This is a genomic window from Streptomyces sp. NPDC087906, assembly GCF_055584925.1.
Window position 1 is genome coordinate 1 of record NZ_JBVJLC010000003.1, and the last position, 17,434, is coordinate 17,434.

General features: G+C 72.3%; 8 protein-coding genes. 2 read left to right on the top strand and 6 right to left on the bottom strand.

The features are described 5' to 3' along the window. Positions 1–1,670 (top strand): alpha/beta fold hydrolase (locus tag ACZ63I_RS09615; RefSeq protein ID WP_469337083.1); only part of this gene is annotated, 1,670 nt, incomplete at its 5' end. 335 nt (positions 1,671–2,005) lie between these two features. Here ACZ63I_RS09615 and sbnB read toward each other — a convergent pair. The 6 genes from sbnB to ACZ63I_RS09645 all read right to left on the bottom strand — a co-directional run bounded on the left by sbnB (position 2,006) and on the right by ACZ63I_RS09645 (position 8,153). Then, entirely contained in the window at positions 2,006–3,013 is a 1,008-nt protein-coding gene (sbnB, locus tag ACZ63I_RS09620) for a 2,3-diaminopropionate biosynthesis protein SbnB (RefSeq protein ID WP_469337084.1), read from the bottom strand. Between the two features lie 70 nt (positions 3,014–3,083). Next, positions 3,084–4,031 carry a 2,3-diaminopropionate biosynthesis protein SbnA gene (sbnA, locus tag ACZ63I_RS09625; RefSeq protein ID WP_469337086.1) on the bottom strand — a complete coding sequence of 316 codons (948 nt, stop codon included), beginning with the start codon at positions 4,029–4,031 and terminating at the stop codon, positions 3,084–3,086. After that, entirely contained in the window at positions 4,028–5,248 is a 1,221-nt protein-coding gene (locus ACZ63I_RS09630) for a glutamate synthase-related protein (protein ID WP_469337088.1), read from the bottom strand. The genes sbnA and ACZ63I_RS09630 overlap by 4 nt, the downstream gene beginning before the upstream one ends. Then, complete coding sequence (locus ACZ63I_RS09635; protein ID WP_469337090.1) at positions 5,245–6,261, bottom strand: asparagine synthetase A; 1,017 nt, start codon at positions 6,259–6,261, stop codon at positions 5,245–5,247. Before ACZ63I_RS09635 ends, ACZ63I_RS09630 begins: the two co-directional genes overlap by 4 nt. 73 nt (positions 6,262–6,334) lie before the next feature. Beyond that, positions 6,335–7,570: a methylaspartate mutase gene (locus tag ACZ63I_RS09640; RefSeq protein ID WP_469338308.1), complete on the bottom strand. Its 1,236-nt coding sequence runs from the start codon at positions 7,568–7,570 to the stop codon at positions 6,335–6,337. A 112-nt stretch (positions 7,571–7,682) separates the two neighbouring features. After that, entirely contained in the window at positions 7,683–8,153 is a 471-nt protein-coding gene (locus ACZ63I_RS09645; RefSeq protein WP_469337092.1) for a cobalamin B12-binding domain-containing protein, read from the bottom strand. A 383-nt stretch (positions 8,154–8,536) separates the two neighbouring features. Between ACZ63I_RS09645 and ACZ63I_RS09650 the strand changes: the two genes are divergently transcribed. Then, positions 8,537–17,365, top strand: a complete 8,829-nt coding sequence (locus ACZ63I_RS09650) for a non-ribosomal peptide synthetase (RefSeq protein ID WP_469337094.1) — start codon at positions 8,537–8,539, stop codon at positions 17,363–17,365. The last annotated feature ends 69 nt before the right edge of the window (positions 17,366–17,434 follow it).

The window sequence follows — 17,434 nt, forward strand, 5'->3', positions numbered from 1 at the left end:
GCTACACCACCACCCTCGGCCGACCCATCACCAACACCACCACCTACCTCCTCGACCACCACAACCAACCCGCACCCATCGGCATCCCCGCCCACTCCCTCCTCGGCGGCATCTGCCTCGCCCGCAACTACCACAACCGCCCCGACCTCACCACCCAACGCTTCACCCCCAACCCCCTCAACACCCCCAACGACCCCCGCACCTACCACACCGGCGACCTCTGCACCTGGCGCCCCGACGGCACCCTCGAATTCATCGGCCGCATCGACAACCAAATCAAACTCCGCGGCTACCGCATCGAACTCGGCGAAATCGAAAACTCACTCAACACCCACCCCTACCTCACGACCGCGGCCGTCGTCGTACGGGAGGACACTTCCGGCGACAAACGACTGACCGCCTACATCGTCACCACCCCCGGAACCAGCCCGGACATCGACGAACTGCGAGCCCATCTCCAGCAGCAGCTCCCGGACTACATGGTCCCGGCGGCCTACGTCACACTCGACCAACTGCCCCTGACCCCCAACGGCAAGGTCGACACCAAAGCCCTCCCGGCACCAGACCACCACCGTCCCGACCTCAACACCAGCTACACCGCCCCCCGCACCCCCACCGAACACATACTGGCCACCATTTGGGGCGACATCCTCGGCATCGACGCCATCGGTATCCACGACAACTTCTTCACGCTCGGCGGGCAGTCCATCAGCGCGGTGCGCGTGACCTCCCGGGTCCGGGAGGCCGGTCTGCGGATGGCCCTTCAGCAGCTCATGCGGCATCCCACGGTGGCCGAGCTGGCCGGCGTGCTGGACGCCCCGGAGACCGAGTCCGGCGGACTGGTCGTACTGCTCTCGCCCGAGGCGAACCCCGCTCTGCCCACGCTGTTCTGCGTCCATCCTGGCGGTGGGAGCACGCATCCGTACCAGGCGCTCGCACAGCGCCTGGCCGGGGCGTTCACCGTGTACGGCATCCAGGCGCCGGGGCTGAACGCGGGCGAGTCGCCGCTCGTCGGCTTCGAGGCCATCGCCGACCGCTACTGGCGCGAGATCCGCCGGGTGCAGCCCGAGGGGCCGTGCACGATCCTCGGCTGGTCGACCGGTGCCGTGATCGCGCACGCGATGGGTGCGCGGGACCCGCAGTCGGTGGCCGCACTGCTCCTGCTGGAGCCGGCGACGACCGGGGACGACCAGCAGGCCCGGTTCCAGCGGCACGCGGAGGTCTACCGCCAGGTGAACGCCCTGTGGCAGCGGGGTCAGGGCGAGACCGGCGACCAACGCGCCAGCACCGAAGGGGAGATGAAGCTCCTGGCTCCGGAGATGAACATCGACGAGGCCGCGATCACGCTCGCCGAGTGGCTGCCCTACGCGGTGCTGGAGGCCGAGGTACGCTCCCTCGCCGCGTACCGCCCTGCGGACTCGGCTGCCCCGGCCACGCTGTTCGTCAGCGACACCGTACGCGACGGCAGCGGTGACGAGGTGCCGCAGGCGCGGTACGTCGCCCACTGGTCCGGGCTCTACCCGATGGGCCTGGACATCCGCCCGATGCCCGGTCGCCACATGGAGATGGTGAAGGGTGAGGAGCAGTTGTCCGTACTGGTCGCCGCGGTACGAGAGGCCATGACGGCGGCCGGCTCCGGCCGAGAGGCGGCGCTCCTGCTGCCGGCCTGACGGACGACACCACGCCACCACCAGCCGCCCCCCGCACCCGCGGGGGGCGGCTGCCGTTCGTCCCGGGCCAGCGGCTTCTTCGTGCAGGAGCCTGGGTGCTCAAGGCTTGATGCGCGGTGCGTAGCAGGGGTGCGGAGTGCGGGGTGCGTAGTAGGGGGTGCGGAGTGCTCGGTGCGGGATGCGGCGTTCGAGGTACGGGGTGCTGGGTGCGGAGTGCGGGGGCGTAGTACGGGGTGCTGGGTGCTGGGGCATCCGCCCCGCAGCAACGTCGACGCCCTCGTCCCGGATCCGGGACGAGGGCGTCGAGGTCGTGCGAGCAGGTCAGGCTGGTCGGCTCACCAGCGCGTCAACTCCGGTATGAAGCTGGGGATTTCGGTGGCGCGGCCGCTGTCCAGAGCCGTCCGGTAGATGTGGCAGCCGACCGCCAGGTCCAGGACGCCGAGGCCGAACGGGGAGAACACGGTGGGGCGGTTGCGGTCGAGGGTGACCTTGCCGTTCAGGACGTCGGCGAGGGTGCCGTTGATGAAGTCGCGGCTGCCGTACTCGATTTCGGTGAGGTGGGGTGAGGTCTGGGCCGTGAGGCAGTGGTCGATGTCGTCGAGGATGTTGTTGCACTTGATCATGACCGTAGGGTGGATGTCGCGCAGCGACAGGTTCAGGATGAGCTGGTCCGGCAGCAGGGGCTGTTCGTCGGCCAGCCACGGCGCCGGCGCGGTGGTCGCGAGGATCACCAGGTCGGCGACGGCCAGGGCCGCGTCGATCTCCGTGACGGCTCTGGCCTGCCAGCCGTGGGCTTCGGCCGCGTAGGCGGCGAACTTCTCGGCGTACGACTCCACATGATCGTGGACGAGGCACTCGCGGACGTTGAGTCCGCGGGCGGCGAGAAAATCGGAGACCGTACGGCCGATGACGCCGGCGCCGACGAAGAGCACCGTGCGGGGCGCCTCGTCGGGGGTCAGGGTCTCCACGGCGAGCGCCGCCGAGGCCGCCGTACGGGCGGCGCTGATGGCGGACGCCTCCAGGCAGGCGAACGGGTAGCCGGTCTCGGCGTCGTTGAGGAGCAGGACCGCCGAGGCGCGGGGCAGGTTCTGCCGCACGTTCTGCGGGTAGCTGGCGATCCACTTCAGGCCGGACACCGGCGCCTCGCCGCCCAGGTGGGCGGGGAGGGCGATGATGCGGGCGCCGGGGTTGTCGGGGAAGCGCAGGAAGTAGCTGTCGGGATTCACGGTGGCGCCGCGGCTGTGCTGGAGGTAGGTGTCCCGCACGATGTCCAGGATCTCGGACGGCGCGGAGGTGATGACGTCTCGGGCGACGGCCCCGTCGATCACATGGAATGCAGACATCGGTGGTCCCTTTCACGGGAGGGGCGCGGGATGGCGGTAGCGGTGCCGATGGCGGTGGTGGTGGTGGTGGTCACGCGAGGACACCCAGGTGTGCTCCCACCCAGGCGTCGTTGTAGACCGTGCCGAGGTAGCGCTCGCCCAGGTCGGGTGAGATCGCGGCGATACGGGAGCCGGCCGGGAACACGTCGGCGTACCGGCGGATCGCGGCCAGGACGGATCCGGTGGAGCCGCCGACCAGCAGGCCGTGGGTGCGGGCGAGCAGCCGGCACTCGTGGATCGCGTCCTCCTCGGGGACGAACACGACGTCGTCGGCGAGGCCGGGTTCGAACAGTTCGGGGATCCGGCTGGCGCCGAGTCCCGGGATGACGCGCGGTCCTGGCGGGGCTCCGAAGATGATCGAGCCGACGGCGTCCACGGCGACGATCCGGGTGTCGGGCGAGTATTCGCGCAGATACCTGGCGCAGCCGACGAACGTGCCGGTGGAGCCCGCGCCGACGAACAGGTAGTCGATCTGCTGGAGTTCCTTCAGCAGGGTGCGCGCGGTCTGCTCGTAGTGGGCGCGGGGGTTGGCCGGGTTGGCGTACTGGTTGAGCCACACCATGGTGGGGTCGGCCTCGACGCGGCGCCGGATGTGGGCGATGCGGGACTGGAGGAAACCGCCGTTGGCGTCGACGGTGTCCACGACGACGACCTCGGCGCCGAGGGCGCGCATGTGGTCGATGCTGGTGGCGTTGGTGTTGGGGTCGACGACGCAGGTGAAGGCGTATCCCTTGGTGGCGCAGATGGAGCTGAGGGCGATGCCGAGGTTGCCCGAGGACGATTCGATGACGCGGGCCCCGGGGGTGAGGACGCCGCGGTGTTCGGCGTCCTCGACCAGGCTGAGTGCCGTCTTGAGTTTGACGGATCCCGCCGGGTTGAGTCCCTCGATCTTGAGGAAGACCTCGGCGCCGGGTGCCATGCGGGGCAGCCGGACGAAGAGGTCGTCGGTGACCAGCTCGTACGTGTGCTCGTAGATCATGACTCGGGCCTCCACAGGTCCTCGGGGCCGGTCTCGTCCGCCGCGTATCTGCCGAGGGAGCTGACGGCCATCCGCATCTCCAGGGCCATGGCCTCCAGGAGGCGTTCCAGGCCGTGTGCCGGGTCCTCGTCGGCGGCGACGAGCGCCGCGCGGCCGAGGCCGACGGCGCGGGCGCCGAGGGCGAGCAGTTTCACGGCGCGGATGCCGTCCCAGACGCGTCCGCTGGCGAGCAGGGTGCGTCCTTCGGGTTCGACGCGGCGCAGGCACTCGGCGAGCGGCAGTCCGACGTGGCCCAGGAAGCCGGTGGGGGCCCATCCTGTGCCGCCTTCGGCTCCGTCGACGGTGACGGCGTGGGCGCCCGCGTCCCAGGCGATGCCGGCGGCGTGGCCGACGTCCCTGCCGGGGAAGAGCTTCACCCAGCAGCGGGCGCGCGGGTAGTTGTTGCGCATGAGCTGGATCTGCCGGCGGAAGATCTCGTCGGTGAAGGTGCCGGGGCTTGAGCAGCGCAGGACGGCTCCGCCGTCCGTGAGGCGTTCGACGGCGTACTGGCCTTCGAGGTCGGCCGCGACCGCCTCGCTGACCATGGTGAGGCCGCCGAGTCCCGGCTTGGCGCCCTGGCCGACCTTCATCTCGAAGCCGAGGCGGCCGGAGGCGAGGAGTCCGGAGACCGCGGGGTCGCTGTAGACGTGGTTCCAGACCTCGGAGTCGGCGTCCTCGGTGCTCTGCTGGACGCAGATGCCGCCGACGCCGTCGGGCAGCTCCTCGCAGTAGGCGAGGATGCGCTCCAGCAGTCCCTTGCGGTGGTCGTCGCCGCTGCTGCGGAAGCCGTTCATCGGGGCGACGTTCTCGCCGATGACCATGGGGATGCCGAGGCGTCCTGCCTGCCGGCTGAGGGCGAGGCTGGTGCCGGCGACGCGGGTGGAGCCGAGGGCCGACATGTACACCGGCAGCGGGGCCTCGAAACCGCCGATGGCGGTGGTGAGGCTGACGTCGGAGTAGAGGGGTTCGCGGCCGAGGTCGATGAGCTTGGCGAGGCGGCCCGGCATGAAGACGGGCGGGGCCAGGCGCAGCGCGTCGATCTCGTCGCCCTGCGCGGGGGTTCCGCCGAAGACGGCGGTGCCGTAGCTGTCGAGCGGCGGGAAGACGGCGGCTGCTCCGTCGCGTGCGCGGGCGCGGATGTCGTCCTCGGGCAGTCCTGGTGCGGTCAGGTACGTCACGGGGACACGACCCCCGCGAGCTTCGGGAAGGCGGTGGCCTGCCAGACGGAGTCGAGTCCCGCGACCCAGCGGGTGAGGCGCTCCAGGCCGATGCCGAAGCCGGCGCTCCTGGGGATGCCGTGCCGGGCGACCTCCAGGTACCAGGCGTACTTGGAGGGGTTCTCGCCGGTCTCCCGCATCCGGGTGACCAGCGCGGCGTACTCGCTCTCGCGCTCGCTGCCGCTGCACAGTTCGCCGCAGGACTCGGGCGCGATCAGGTCGAAGTTGAGCAGGGTGCCGGGCTCGGTCGGGCTCTCCTTGTCGTAGAAGCCGCGCGAGCCCTTGGGGTAGCCGACGACGAAGAACGGGGCGTCGGCCTGGCGGGAGATGCGCTCCTCGGCCTCCCACTCGATCTCCGTGCCCATGGCCTGCGGGTAGCCGTCGGCGCGCAGCCGGTCGACGACCTCGCCGTGCGGTACGCGGGCGAACGGCCGGGCGACGAACCGGCGCAGGGCGTCGGGATCGCGGCCCAGTACGGCCAGTTCGGGGCCGCACTCGTCGGCGACGGTGGTGACGGCCTGCCGGACGAGGCCTTCGGCGATGTCCATGGCGTCGTCGCGGGTGGCGCCCGCGTACTCGACGTCGATCTGCCGGAACTCGGCGAGGTGGCGGCGGGTGGTGCTGGTCTCGACGGGCTCCAGGCGGACGTTGGGGGCGACGAGGAAGATGCGGTCGTACGCCAGCAGGGACGCCTGCTTGTAGAGGATGGCGCTGGTCATCAGCTTGTAGCGGTGCCCGTAGTAGTCGACGTCGACCTGCTTGGCGCCGCGCGAGCCGGGGTCGGTGACGGGACCGATGATCGGGTGGGACATTTCCACCGCGTCGTCGGCGCGGAGGTAGGCGCGGGCACCCGCGACCAGGGCCTGCTGGATGCGCAGGGCCGCCCGGGTGCGCGGGTCGCGCAGGTGTTCCAGCGGGGTGGGGAGGGCGGGAGCGGCGGCGAACGCCAGGGGGTGGTCGATCTGGAGTGTCATGTCGGTCCTTGTCCGGTCGACGTACGGTTCATCGGCCCGAAGAAGGGCCGCGGAAGGGGAAAGTGACGGTCCGTCAGCTCGCTCGGGCGAGCGGGACGGCGGCCGCGTCGTAGCGGGACTTGACGTGGTGGAGCGCGTACATCAGCCCCGACGAGGTCAGGGGGTGGGAGCTGTGCGCGGTGGCCGTGGGGCCGAGCGGCAGCGATCCGGTACGGGACCACTCCAGCCGGCCCTGGTCGGAGATGACACTGCGGGTGCGGCCCGCGTTGTCGGGGTGCAGGCAGAAGGGGACGTCGAGGTAGCCGCGGGCGAAGGCCCGGATCAGGGCCTGTCCGAGGTCGTCGTGCAGGCCGAGGACGGCCTCCACGAGGGCGCGGGCCTCCGCCTCGACGCCCGTGGACGGCGGCGGTGCGGTGGGCCGCTCGGACTGCCCTGCGGCCGTGGCGGTCTCCAGCGCCGTGACGTTCTCGGCGATCGACGGGATGCGGGCGGACTCGGCGGCCGTCTTGACGATGAGGCGCGCCGCTCCGGTCCGTACCGCGAGCCGTGCCGCGTCGGCGACGAGGGCCAGCGCACCGGGCCTGGTCTGCGGATAGACGCCCATGTAGGCGTAGACGACCACGTGCCAGGAGGTGTCGGGGAGGTGGTCGGCGGCCAGGGCGCGCAGCGCGTGGACGGCTTCCTCGTCCTGCTGGGCGTTGGTCTGCTGGGCGTAGCTGAGGGAGATGCTGCGCAGACCGTGCTGCCGGAAGAACATCCCTTCCAGTACGGAGATGGCGACGAGCAGCGAGGGCGGGCAGAGCTGGCCCAGCATGCAGCCGCCGAAGCTCTCCAGGTGCGGTTCGACACCGGATGCCCGGAGCGAGGCCAGCCTGCGGCACGCCTCGCCCCACGCCTGCACGGAAGTGGCCAGCGGAGTGCGGCCGTAGGGCAGGCAGTACGAGACGGGGCCGCCCTCGGTGGCGTCGAGACCGGCTTCGACCAGGGCCTCGACGATGCGGCCGGGCTGCGCCGAGCCGTGCCGCACCTGGACGGGGAAGTCCTCGCCGCGGACGCCGTCGAGCATCCCTGTGGTGGTGGCGACGGGCATGCTCACGAGCGGGTAGCCGTTGAGCGCATGGCCCTGAGCCGCGGCGCGTGCGGCGGCGGCGTAGTCGCCGACGCGGGTGAAGCTGTCGAGGGTGAGGGTGCCGACGGTGGTGGCCGCGGCGCCGCGGGTGGCGAGCAGTCCCGCGCGCATCCTGGCGGGCTCGGCGAACCCCATGCGGGGCTGGACGACGAGTGTGCCGTCGCGTGCCGCTTCGGCCATGAAGTGGTGGAAGGTGCCACCGGGGAGCGGGTCGGTGAGCGGCGCCGGGCTGCCGGGGGCCGGGTCGCTGCCGGGGATCGTGTCGCTGCCCGGCGCTCTGCCGAGTGCGGGATCAGCGGATCGCATCGGCGTAGGCCCTTCCGTGCCCGGACTGCGCGAGGGAGTCGAGCAGGCCGAGCATGCGCGGTACGGCGTTCGGCCCGATCAGGACGGCGTCGAAGCCGGCCTCGGTGAGCGCGGGATGGGCTTCGGGGTCGACGGACCCCTCGGTGTCGAGCTTGCCGCCGATGACGAGCGGCACCCGGGCCAGGGCGGGCTCGGCACGGACCGCGCGGGCGAGGGCCGGGCCCTCCTCGGCGCCGTGGCCGTTGACGGTGCTGACGACGATGAGGCCGGGCGGCCGGGCGGCGGACTCGGTGACCAGGACATCGACCGGGACGCAGGCACCGAGGTTGGTGACCTCCCATCCCTGTTCCTCCAGGGTGAGTTGGAGGAACAGCAGGTTCCAGGTGTGCGCGTCCGAGGGAATGGTGCTCAGGACCGCGTGGGGCGGGCTCTCCAGGGGCTGGTGACGCTGGTACACGACCGGCTTTCCTCTCGACACCGTAGGGGCCTCGATCGCTGCGACCGGGCCGGTCATCCGGGCCAGCCCCCGCGCCGGGCCGGTCCTCGAAGTCCCGCCCGCCTCAAGGGCGTTCGGCGGCGCTTCGGGAATCCGGCGGCGGGCGTACGGGCTGTCGTCGGGTGACGTTGTCCATCGTGGCCAGCGGTGTTGCTGAGCGGCACTGGGCACTTGTGGCCAGCCGCGGGGGCGTCACTTGTGCCCACTGGGGGTGTCCGCGCACGCGTCCTAACGTGCTCATCGCGGACGTCCTTCCGGCGCCGAACCGCTTGTACCGCGAGTACCGCTTGAACCGCTTGTACCGCTTGTACTGCTGACAACGTGCTGACGATGGGGAGTGAACGGTGGCTGATCACCAGGTGGAGGAGTGGCGGGGCGCGCTGGCGGGTCTGGAGCCGCTGGAGTTGCCGGCCGACCGGCGCCCTGCGGACGACGGGGCAGGACCGTCGGACCGGGTGCTCTTCGACGTGCCCGCCGCGACGGCAGCGGCGCTGTCGGCGACGGCGCACGAGCGGGGCACGGACCTTTCGACGGTCCTGCTGACGGTGTTTCAGGCACTGCTCGCACGGCACACCGGCCGGGGCGACGTCCCGGTGGTGGTGCGGGGCGACGACGGACAGGCGCTGGCCGTACGGGGCCCCGACGGCGACCCGCAGTTCGAGGACGCGCTGACCCAGGCGGCGACGGCGGTACGAGCGCGCGGCGGCCTGCCGTTCGCGGCGCTCGCCGACGCGGCGGCCGGTGCGCTGGACACTGCCCCCTGGTTCGTCTGGCGCACCGCCGGAGATACGCCGGCCGGGTGCGCGCCCGCGGCGCAGCTCACCCTGGAGCTGGCCGCCGACGGCGAAGCGCTGCGCGGTGTGCTGGGCTACCGCACGGACTTGTTCGACCGGGCCACGGCGGAGCGTCTCGCGGACCACTTCGGTGTGCTCGCCCGGTCCGCCGCCGACGATCCGGGGGCGCGGCTGGCCGCGCTGGAGATGCTGACGGCGGTGGAGCGGACCCAAATCCTGACCGAGTGGAACGGCCCCCGGTCCGCCTTCCCCGACACGTCGACCGTCCACCGGCTGGTCGAGGAGCGGGCCGCCCGGCAGCCGGACGCGGTCGCCCTGGAGCACGACGGTCAGTCGCTGACGTACCGGGAGCTGGACGAGCGGGCGAACCGGCTCGCGCGCCATCTGGGCGAGCGGGGCGTCGGTCCCGGCGCGCTCGTGGCGGTGTGCCTGGACCACGGCCCTGATCTGGTGTGCGCGCTGCTCGGGGTGCTCAAGTCCGGCGCCGCGTATGTGCCGTTGGACCCGTCGTACCCGGCGGAGCGGCTGCGTTACATGGTCGGTGACAGCGCGGCGCCCGTGGTGGTCACGCACTCCGCACACGCCGGCCTGTTCGCGCCGGGGACCGAACTGCTGCTCACCGACAGCGGCTGGCCGGACTGCGCCGCCTCGGCCCCCGCGGTCGAGGCGGGCGCGGGCGATCTGGCCTACGTCATCTACACCTCGGGCTCGACGGGCCGTCCCAAGGGCGTGCGGGTGGCGCACCGGGGCGTCGTCAACTACCTGCACTGGTGCGACCGCAACTACCCGGCGGCGCCCGGCGCCGAGATCGGCTCGCTGCTGTGCTCCTCGGCGGCCTTCGACCTGACGGTCACCGCGCTGTTCCTGCCGCTGGTGCAGGGGCTGCGCCTGGTGATACCGAACCCGGGTCCGGGCCGGACGGTGTTCGACGCGGCCGTGGATCTCGTCGCGACCGGCGCGCGGATCAGCTTCCTCAAGGCGACGCCGTCGCATCTGGAGCTGCTGGTCGCCCGGCTGGAGCGGGACGGGCTGCGGCACGGCATCGTGACGGTGGTGGCGGGCGGCGAGGACCTGACCCCGGCGCTGACGCACCGGATGCTGGCGAACGGCACGGACTCCACGGCCGTCGTCAACGAGTACGGACCGACCGAGGCGACCGTGGGCAACGTGGTCAGCCGTACGGTGTCGGTGGACCCGGCGGCCGACCATGTGCCGATGGGCCGCGCGATCGACAACACCGAGGTGTACGTGGTCGGCGCGCACGGCGAGGTCCAACCGGTTGGCGTGCCGGGCGAGTTGCTGATCGGCGGCGTGAACGTGGCCCTCGGTTATCTGGGCCGGCCCGACCTGACGGCGGAGCGGTTCGTGCCGCACCCGTTCTCACCGGATCCGGACGCCCGGGTGTACCGCACGGGTGACCTGGTGAAGTGGCTGCCGGACGGGCGCCTTGTCTATCTCGGCCGGATCGACGACCAGGTCAAGCTGCGCGGCCACCGGGTGGAACTGGGCGAGATCGAGAACGCCCTGCTCGCCCGTCCCGGTGTGGCCGCCGCGACCGTCGTGGTCCGCGAGGACGTCCCGGGCGACAAGCGGCTGGTGGCGTATCTGGTGGCGGCGGGCGAGACAGGTCCTGCCGTACCCGAGCTGCGCCGGGCCCTGGCGCGCGACCTGCCCGAGCACATGGTGCCCGCCCGGTACGTGACGCTGGAGCGGCTTCCGCTGACGCCGAACGGCAAGGTGGACCGCAAGGCGCTGCCCGCGCCGCAGGGCCACCGGCCCGAGCTGTCCGTGGCGTACACGGCGCCGAACACACCGACGCAGCTCGCGGTCGCCGGTATCTGGGCCGACCTGCTGGGCGTGGACCCGGTGGGCGCCGACGACGACTTCTTCGAGCTGGGCGGGCACTCCCTGCTGGCCGCCCGGGTCGCTGCCCGGCTGCGCCGGGACCTGGGTGTGGACGTCTCCCACCGCACCCTGTTCGAGGCGCCCACCCCCGCGCTGCTGGCCGCGGCCGTCGACGCGCTCGACCCGGGTACGGTGGCGGCGATGCCGCGCGCCGACCGGTCGGCGGGGCCGCTGCCGCTGTCGTTCGCCCAGCAACGGCTTTGGTTCCTGGACCAGTTGGAGCCGGGACGGGCGGAGTACGTCGTCCCGGCCGGGCTGCGCGTCACGGGGCGCTTCGCCCCTGATGTGTTCGGAGCGGCGCTGACGGCGCTGGTGGCCCGGCACGAGATCCTGCGGACCCGGTTCGTCGCGGACGCTACGGGCCGTCCGGTCCAGATCGTCGAGGAGCCGCGCGAGGTGTCCGTCGAGGTGCGCGACGCGCGGGACCTCGGCGTCGAGGCGGCGCTCGGCATTCTGCGCGAGGCGGCGGGAGAGCCGTTCGACCTGGCGGCGGGGCCGCTGCTGCGAGCGCTGGCGGTGCGTGTCGCCGACGAGGAGTGGCTGCTGCTCATCACACTGCACCACATCGTCTCCGACGGCTGGTCGGAGGGCATCCTGGCGCGTGAGCTGCGCGAACTGTACGGGGCCGCTGCCGCGGGACGCGAAGCCGGCCTCGTACCGCTGGAGTTCCAGTACGCGGACTTCGCGGCCTGGCAGCGTACGGCCCTGGAGGGGGCGGCGCTGGACGGGCAGGCGGCGTACTGGCGCGACCGGCTCGCGGGGCTCCAGCCGCTGGAGCTGCCCGCCGACCACCGCCGCCCGGCGGAGCGGTCGGGGCGCGGCGACGCGGTGGCCTTCACCGTGCCCGCCGAGGTGGTCGACGCGGCCCGGCGGACGGCCGCAGGGCAGGGCGCCACGCTGTTCATGTCCCTGCTGGCGGTGTTCCAGCTCCTGATGGCGGAGTACAGCGGGCAGGAGGACATCGCGGTCGGCAGCCCGGTCGCGGGGCGCGGCAGGGCCGAGACGGAGGAGCTGATCGGCTTCTTCGTCAACACCCTCGTGATGCGTACGGACCTGTCGGGCGATCCGCGTTTCGGTGAGCTGCTCGACCGGGTCAGGGACACCGCGCTCGGCGCCTACGACCACCAGGAGCTGCCGTTCGAGCGGCTGGTGGAGGAGCTGGCGCCGGAGCGCGACCTGTCGCGCACGCCGCTGTTCCAGACCATGTTCGTGCTCCAGAACACCCCGGACGGCAACGCGTGGGGGCTGCCGGGACTTGACGTCGAGCCGTTCGCCGTGCGGGCGGAGGAGGCCAAGTTCGACCTGACGCTGTTCCTGACGGAGCGGCCCGACGGTTCGCTCGACGGAAACCTCGTGTTCGCCGTGGACCTGTTCGAACGTACGACGGCGGCGCGGCTGGCCGGTCACTTCACCACGCTGCTCGCAGCGGCGGTCTCGGGCCGGGAGAGGCGGCTGTCGGAGCTGGAGATGCTGGTCGGCGCCGAGCGCGAGCGCGTACTGACCGAGTGGTCCGGGATCGCCTCCCTCTCCCCCACCGCCGACACGACGGCGCACCGGCTCGTCGAGGAGCGCGCGGCCGAACTGCCCTCCATGGCAGCGGTGTTGTCGGAGGCCGGCGAGCTGACCTACCGGGAGCTGAACGAGCGTGCCAACCGGCTCGCCCGGCATCTGCGGTCCCTCGGCGCCGGTCCCGGCCGGGTGGTCGCCGTCTGCCTGGAGCGCGGGCCCGACCAGATCACCGCGCTGCTCGCCGCGCTGAAGTCGGGGGCGGCCTATCTGCCGCTGGACCCGGAACTGCCCGCCGACCGGCTCGCCTTCATGATCGAGGATTCCGGTGCGGCGCATGTGGTGACCGACGCGGCGCACACGGCGCGGCTGCCCCGTACCTCCCACCGCTTCCTCACCGACCGGGACTGGCCGCGGATCCAGGAGCTGCCGGCGCACGACCCCGAGCCCGCGGCGACCCCGCACGACCTGGCGTATCTGATCTACACCAGCGGCTCGACCGGCCGCCCCAAGGGCGTACAGATCGAGCACCACAGCCTGGTCAACCTGGTCCACTGGACGGTGGAGAGCTTCGGCGCGGCGCCGGGCAGCCGGGTCGCGCATCTCGCCGGCATCAGCTTCGACGCCGCGGCGTGGGAGCTGTGGCCCGCGCTGGCGGCCGGTGCGACCGTGTGCGTCCCCGAGGACACCGTGCGCCGCACACCTGAGCTGCTCCAGGGCTGGCTGGCCGAGCGGCGGGTGACCGGCACGTTCCTCTCCACGCCCATGCTGGAGGCGCTGGCCGCGCTCGACTGGTCGGAGCCGGCCTCGCTGGCGTATGTCCTCACCGGCGGTGACGCGCTGCGTCTGCCGGCCGGGCTGCGGCTGCCGTTCCGCGTCGTCAACAACTACGGCCCGACCGAGTCGACGGTGGTCACGACATCTGCCGAGGTGGTGCCGGGGGTGCCGGTGCCGCCCATCGGCCGGCCGGTACGCAACACCGTCGTCCACGTCGTCGACCGGCACGACCGGCCGGTGCCGATCGGCGTCCCGGGCGAACTCCTCGTCGGCGGAAACGGGTTGGCCCGCGGCTACCAGGGGCTGCCGGAGCAGACGGCGGAGCGGTTCGCCACCCTGGACATCGACGGCACGCCCCGGCGGGTCTACCGCACCGGGGACCGGGTGCGGTGGCTGTCCGACGGGCAGTTGGAGTTCCTGGGACGCCTGGACGACCAGGTGAAGCTGCGCGGTCACCGTATCGAGCCGGGCGAGATCGCTTCGGTGCTGCTGGCCGGCGCCGACGTCACGGCGGCGACCGTCGTCCTGCGCGAGGACGTCCCGGGCGACAAGCGCCTGGTGGCGTACCTCGTGGCGGACGGGCAGCGGCCGACCGACGAGGAACTGCGCGCCCGGCTGCGCCGCGAACTGCCCGACTACATGGTGCCGTCCGCGTTCGTGGTGCTGGAGCGGCTGCCGCTCACCCCGAACGGCAAGGTGGACCGGCGGGCGCTGCCCGCACCCGAGCCCCGCTCGGCCGAGGCCGGCGTCGCGCCGCGCACCCCGGCGGAACGCGCGGTGGCCGCGGCCTGGTCGGAGGTGCTGGGCACGGCCGTCACCGGTGTGGACGACAACTTCTTCGAGCTGGGCGGCCATTCACTGCTGGCCACCCAGGTCACCTCGCGGCTGCGGGCCGCACTCGGCGTGGAGGTGCCGGTACGGGCCCTGTTCGCAGCGCCGACGGTCGCCGCGCTGGCGGCCGTCGTGACGGAGCTGGACGCGGACGACGCGGGGCGGATCGCACCCGTCGCCCGCACCGGCGCTCCGCTGCCGCTCAGCTCCGCCCAGCAGCGGCTCTGGTTCCTCGACCAACTGGAGCCGGGGCGCGCCGAGTACGTCGTACCGTTCGCGCTGCACGTCCGCGGCGACCTGGACGCGCAGGCGCTGGACGCCGCGCTCACCGCGATGGTGGCGCGGCACGAGATCCTGCGGACCCGGTTCGTGTCCGAGGACGGCGAGCCGGGGCAGATCATCGACCCGGCGGCGCCGCTGGCGGCGACCGTCCACGACCTGCGCCAGATCACCGATCCGACGGAACGGGAGGCGGCGGCCAGGCGGTTCGCCGAGACAGAGGCGGGCCACCCGTTCGATCTGGCGACGGGTCCGCTGCTCCGCGCCCATCTGGTACGGCTCGCCGACGACGAAGCCTTTGTTCTGCTGACGGTGCATCACATCATCGCCGACGGCTGGTCGGAGGGAGTCATGGCGCGGGAGCTGCGCGAGGGCTACCGGGCGGCCGTCGCGGGGGTCGCCCCGACCGGTCTGCCCGAACTGCCGCTGCAGTACGCGGACTTCTCCGTATGGCAGCGGGAGCGGCTGGCCGGTGACGTCCTGGACGAGCAACTGGGCTACTGGCGGGAGCGGCTGGCCGGGGTGGAGCCGCTGGAGCTGCCGAGCGACCACCGCCGCCCGGCGGGGCCGCCCCAAGGCGGCGGGACCGCGGCGTTCGAGGTGCCGGCCGAGGTCGCCGCGCGACTGCGGGCGGCGGCGACGGCGAACGACGCGAGCCTGTACATGGTGCTGCTGGCCGCTTTCCAGGTGCTGCTGGCGAAGTACAGCATGCAGGACGACATCACGGTCGGCAGCCCGATCGCCGGCCGCAACCGGGCCGAGACGGAGGAGCTGATCGGCTTCTTCGTCAACACCCTTGTGATGCGCACCGATCTGTCGGGCGACCCGGCCTTCAGCGAGCTGGTCGGCCGGGTCAAGGACACCGCGCTCGGCGCGTACGACCACCAGGACCTGCCGTTCGAGCGGCTGGTGGAGGAGCTGGCGCCGGACCGCGACCCGTCCCGCAACCCGCTGTTCCAGACCATGTTCGTCCTGCAGAACACCCCGGACAGCCACGCGTGGAGCCTGCCGGGCCTTGAGGTCGAGCCGTTCGCGGTAACGCTGCCCGACGCCAAGTTCGACCTGACGCTGATCATGGCGGAAGGCCCGGCAGGCAGCCTGCGCGGGACGCTGGAGTACCGCACCGACCTCTTCGAGCGCGTGACCGTCGACCGGCTGGCCGGCCATCTGGGCACGCTGCTCGACGCGGTCGGCGGCGACCCCGGGGCGCGGCTGTCCCAACTGTCCCTGCTCACCCCCGCCGAGCGGCGGCAGACACTCGTCGAGTGGAACGACACCACCGCCCCCTACCCGGACACGGCCACCCTGCACGGCCTCTTCGAGGAGCGGGCGGCCCAGCAGCCGGACACCGTGGCCATCGAGTCACCGCAAGCCACCCTGACGTACGGCGAGTTGAACGCGCGAGCCAACCGGATCGCCCACCATCTGCGCACCCGCTACGGGGCGCGGCCGGACATGCCGGTCGCGGTGTGCCTGCCCCGCGGGGCCGACCTGGTGACGGCGGAGCTGGCCGTGGTGAAGGCGGGGGCCGCGTACGTACCGCTGAACCCGGAGTTCCCGGTCGAGCGGCTGGCGTACATGGTGCGGGACTCGCAGACCCCGGTCGTCCTCACCGCCACCGCGTACGCCGACCGGATCCCGTCCGACGTCCCCCTGCTGCTGCTCGACGAATGCGACGCCGCGGGGGGCCCGTTGGACGGCGAGCCGGTCACCGATCCCGAGCCGGTCGCCACCGCGCACAACCTGGCCTACCTCATCTACACCAGCGGCTCCACCGGCCGGCCCAAGGGTGTCCAGGTCGAGCACCGCAGCCTGATCAACCTGGTCCACTGGACGGTGGAGGAGTACGGTCTCGATCCTGGCCGGCGGATCGCGCTGCTCGCCGGCGTCTCGTTCGACGCGGCGGCGTGGGAGCTGTGGCTCGGCCTCTCCCGGGGCGCGACCTGCTGCATCACCACCGAGCGGGTCAGGCTCACCCCGACGCTGCTGCGGGACTGGCTGGGCGAACAGGCCATCGACGCCACGTTCCTGTCCACGCCGATGCTGGAGTCGCTGGCCGCGCTCGACTGGGACCAGGACAGCACCCTCGAATACGTGCTGACCGGCGGCGACCGGCTGCGGATGCCGCCGCACGCCCGGCTGCCGTTCCGCGCGATCAACAACTACGGCCCCACGGAGACCACGGTCATCGTCACCTCGGCCGTCTGCGTCCCCGGGGACGCCGTCCCGCCGATCGGTCGGCCGGTCGCCAACACCCACTGCTTCGTGGTGAATCAGCACGGCACGCCGCAGCCGGTCGGCGTGCCCGGTGAACTCCTCATCGGCGGCGTGCAGGTGGCGCGCGGCTACCTGGGACGCCCCGATCTCACCGACGAGCGGTTCGTCATGTTCGAGGACGAGGAGGTCGGCGGCCGGGTGTACCGCACCGGCGACCTGGTCAGGTGGCAGCCGGACGGGCAGATCGAGTTCCTGCGCAGGATCGACGACCAGGTGCAGATCCGCGGCAACCGCATCGAACTGGGCGAGGTCGAGGCCAACTTGATCACCCACCCCGGTGTCGGCGAGGTCGCCGTCATCGTCCGCGAGGACGTGCCGGGCGACAAGCGGCTGGTGGCCTACCTGGTGGCGGCGGGCCCTGAGGCCCCGAGCATCACGGAGCTGCACGCGCACCTCGGGCGCTATCTGCCCGACTACATGATCCCGGCGGCGTTCATGACACTGGAGCGGCTGCCGCTGACCGCGAACGGCAAGGTGGACCGGGCGCAACTGCCGGTCCCCGACGGCAAGCGGCCGGACCTGGGTACGTCGTACACGGCGCCGCGCAACACCGTCGAGCGGCACATCACGGCCGTCTGGTCGGAGCTGCTGGGCATCGAACGCGTCGGTGTCCACGACAACTTCTTCCAGTTGGGCGGGCATTCGCTGCTCGCCACCCAGGTCGCGTCACGGCTGCGGAAGGCGCTGCGGGTCGACGTACCGGTACGGACGGTGTTCGACCACCCGACGCCCGCCGAACTGGCGCAGAACATCGCCGATCTGATGATGGCGGCGATCAACGCGCAGTTCGCACCGGCCGGATGAGGGCGGGCGGATGACCGCAGGCCGATGAAGGCCGCCGCATGACGCAGTACGCCCCCACCGTCAGGACGA